We start from the raw sequence: 3,452 nt of genomic DNA on the forward strand, positions 1-3,452 counted from the left end.
TTGCTTGGACAACTTCATCGGGAACTGTAACGAAACCGAACTGCTGTCGCTGTTTGATGACCATAGGGATAAAGTCATCTTCTTGACGGTCGCCTATGACAGAACAATACATTACGTTTCCGGAGAGTTCTTGCGGTACTGCCAGTATCTTAACCTCAACCGAATTGCGGCATTGTCTGCCAATGCAGAATTAACAGAAGACCCGTCAACGGTAGAGGAGGTAGAGTTTGAATTCCAAGGGATATCCCAGGATAATCGATATTCTTCTCTATTGAGAGAAATGCTGGGCGAGTTTGGCTTCCTCCAAAGTTTGATTGAGCAAAAATGTACCGCTATATCTGATGAGCAGGATTTATGCCGTATGTTGGCATTTGATGTTTTACCATACTGTGTGGACGTGTTGCAGATTGCGCCCTATAATACCTCCGAGCGATTAATCAAATACGCTGGAGATGCCGGAAGGTGTTCATACAAAAACCTATTCAAAGGGTGGTTTGCACGATGAATGAGTTGTTGACCGCTATGTCTACAGATATGGGTATTGACCGATATCGCGGCGAATCAGAAGACTCCTTTGTATACAGGCTCTGCTTTTCGGCATTGGGACAGTGGTGTCTCCGCACGGCTCAGAATCTGTCGGACGGAATTATCGGAACGACGAAGCACAACCAGACAATCGTGCTTAACGAATTGATGTCGCGGTATTCCGAGTTGTTCCCAACCGTTGCCGACAGATTCGTTGACACCAGTAATCCGCAGTTGAGCTTCCCTGTTCACATCCGCAGAGTTTACGAGGAGACTGGTTATCTTCTGACCGACGATAACAATCGAAATCGGTTAGCCAATTACGGTCGGAGCATCCCTATTGGGAATACAGCATTGTTCTTCGGTATTCCCAACACAACATACGCCGCGAATGGACTTGGCGCATTTACAAGCCCCACAGCATACAAGGTCTCTGCGAGAGAGTTTTTGATAAGAGATGACTTAACGTGGGAGGAGTATTTTCAATCTCAATTTGACATCATTGATTTCTATGACAGAGACATTAACCTTGATGAGCTTGAGTTTTTTAATCCTCTGTCAAATAATGTCCCTTCGCAGTCTTGGGGGAGGAGAATGGAGACAGATTGCTCTGTGGCGCGGAAAAGCGAGTTGGGTCCGTTCTATAGGGTTATGCGAGTAGCAGATGCTCCTCTGCAATTCGCTGACGAACCCGAAGAACCACAGAACGACAGCTTTACCTCATACGAATTCAGGCGGCTGTATTTTGCTCTTAAGGCACACTACAATAACCCGCTTAAGGCCACTATTTCTAAGCAAGATGCGGAGTATTCAAAAATAAGAGTAGGCGGGCATTTACCCAACCGAGAATACTATTACCTGTTGCTCTTGTCTTGGCCAGTGAATAACGCTTTTGACAAGGTGAGTTTTCTGATTAGGAACGACTTCATACCTGAAGTAACCTCCGCGCTCATAAATATCGGCATCGAAGTAAAGGGAGGGAACACAAATGCATAACTCAAACGGAGTCCAGCAATACTATCAGGCAATCCGTGATAGGCTGAAGAATTACATAAAGTCCGACTACTTGGCCAACAGCGAAACCCTGCTGCTGTATGTCGATGACCTTCTGGGAGAACTTTGTTCCGAGCATACGAACATTGCCCGCGAGCCTTATATCGAAACTTCGGCTTCATACAAGAAAATAACCGGCGGAATCAAGAACTCGAAGCAAATTGAACAGGGCATAAAAGAGTCCTTACTTAAACTCGTCAAGGAGAGCCTTGGAATATTCCCCGACCCGTTTGAACACCAAGTCAAGGCTCTGGAGTATTTTTTGTCCGGAAGAGATTTGTTTGTCTCCACCGGCACCGGCTCTGGTAAAACTGAGTGCTTCCTCTGGCCGATTATTGCAAAATGCTTCGACGAGGCAAAAAACCATCCCAAGACGTTCAAGCTGGAAGCCGTGCGAACGCTAATCATCTATCCGATGAATGCCCTTGTATCAGACCAATTGGCCAGATTCAGGAAAATTATCGGTAGCGAAAAGTTCAGAGAAATATTTACGAGGGATACGCAAGCAACGCGCATACCCCATTTCGGAATGTACACAGGAAGAACGCCTTATTCCGGCGACGCAAAACCTGCAAACAGTCGTGAATTAGCGAATACGTTCCGTGAGAACTATCTGATAGACGACACCGCCGACGAAGAAACCCAACGGCGGCAAGCCAACAACATTAACGGGCTTAAGAGCATAAACAAATACCCCGCCAGATTTGGAGAGAATGGACTTCAGATTTTCATTGAGAACTTGGAGAAAAACATCCATGTGCCATCTCCGTACGATGCCGAACTCATAACTCGCTTCGAGATGCAGGGGTGTCCGCCGGATATCCTGATTACGAACTACTCTATGTTGGAGTATATGCTTATGCGTCAACGAGAAGCCAACATATGGGATAAAACAAAACATTGGCTTAACGACTCCAAAGACAACAGACTTCTCATCGTTTTAGATGAGGCGCATATGTATCGTGGCTCCGCTGGCGGGGAAATTGCGCTCTTGTTGGAGCGTCTGTTCTATCGCTTAGGGATTTCAATTGACAGGGTTCAGTTTATCCTTACCACCGCAAGTATGCCTCAAAACGAACAAGAAGCGATTAATGCATTTTACTCTGGCTTACTGGGAAAGAGTCCTCTTCTTGCGAGTTTCTGTTCGGCGCAAAAGAGGATGTTCCCGAAGACTTGGAGGTTAAGACAGACATTGATGCATTAGCATCGATTGGCTCTGACCAAGTACAAGGCGAAGGTATTACTAACAGAATTAAGAGTTTCGCGGATGCGGTTTTCCGTTGCAACTTACAGGATGACATTAGCCAAAGTCATGCTCAAGAATGGCTATACGACAATCTGCCTAAATACGAAGCGTTTGTTTTGCTGAACAAACTATGTCGTGATGGAGCAAAATCATATAGCGAGATTAAGAATACGCTATTCGGAAACAGTGCGAATGCCGAAAAAGCGCTCGACGCTTTATTGGCTTTGGTTTCCCTTGCCGCAAAGGATGGGAATATCCTGTTCCCTGTACGGCTTCATATGTTTTTGCGCGGACTTCAAGGGCTGTATGCGTGTTCCAACCCGAAATGCTCCTGCGCAAAATACTCCGAAAGCGAAAAACTCCCTCTTGGTAGGGTTATCTCTATCCCGAAGGACAAGTGCGAGTGCGGCGGCAGAATATACGAACTCGTTAACCACATAAAATGTGGGGCGTTATATCTACGAGTCTATGTTCAGAAGAACGAAGGACAGCCGTATTGGTATGTCTTCCCTGAACGTGGCTTGAACGGGGATGCTAATTCGCTCAATGAAATGCTTCTCTATGTAGTTCCCGAGAACTATCAAAGAAGAAAGAACGATAAGATTGGCGCGCTTGACCCATTGACGGG

General features: G+C 46.0%; 2 protein-coding genes and 2 pseudogenes. All 4 read left to right on the plus strand.

Annotated features, from left to right (window positions below):
* Nucleotides 1-505 (plus strand): annotated as a pseudogene (locus tag P378_RS19600) (hypothetical protein); the annotation flags it as partial.
* The gene (locus P378_RS10830; RefSeq protein ID WP_099083269.1) at nt 502-1,521 is read left to right on the plus strand and encodes a hypothetical protein; all 1,020 of its coding nucleotides are present in this window, start codon (nt 502-504) and stop codon (nt 1,519-1,521) included. The pseudogene P378_RS19600 and the gene P378_RS10830, both read left to right, overlap by 4 nt.
* Nucleotides 1,514-2,782, plus strand: coding sequence for a DEAD/DEAH box helicase (locus P378_RS10835; protein WP_238473132.1), 1,269 nt, complete (start codon nt 1,514-1,516; stop codon nt 2,780-2,782). Before P378_RS10830 ends, P378_RS10835 begins: the two co-directional genes overlap by 8 nt.
* Nucleotides 2,752-3,452, plus strand: a pseudogene (locus P378_RS21700) (DEAD/DEAH box helicase); the annotation flags it as partial. The gene P378_RS10835 and the pseudogene P378_RS21700, both read left to right, overlap by 31 nt.

The sequence above is a fragment of the Desulforamulus profundi genome (assembly GCF_002607855.1).

Bases quoted from the DNA above. Each gene is read 5' to 3' on its own strand.
- P378_RS10830 (WP_099083269.1), top strand. From the start codon at position 502: ATGAATGAGTTGTTGACCGCTATGTCTACAGATATGGGTATTGACCGA.
- P378_RS10835 (WP_238473132.1), top strand. From the start codon at position 1,514: ATGCATAACTCAAACGGAGTCCAGCAATACTATCAGGCAATCCGTGAT.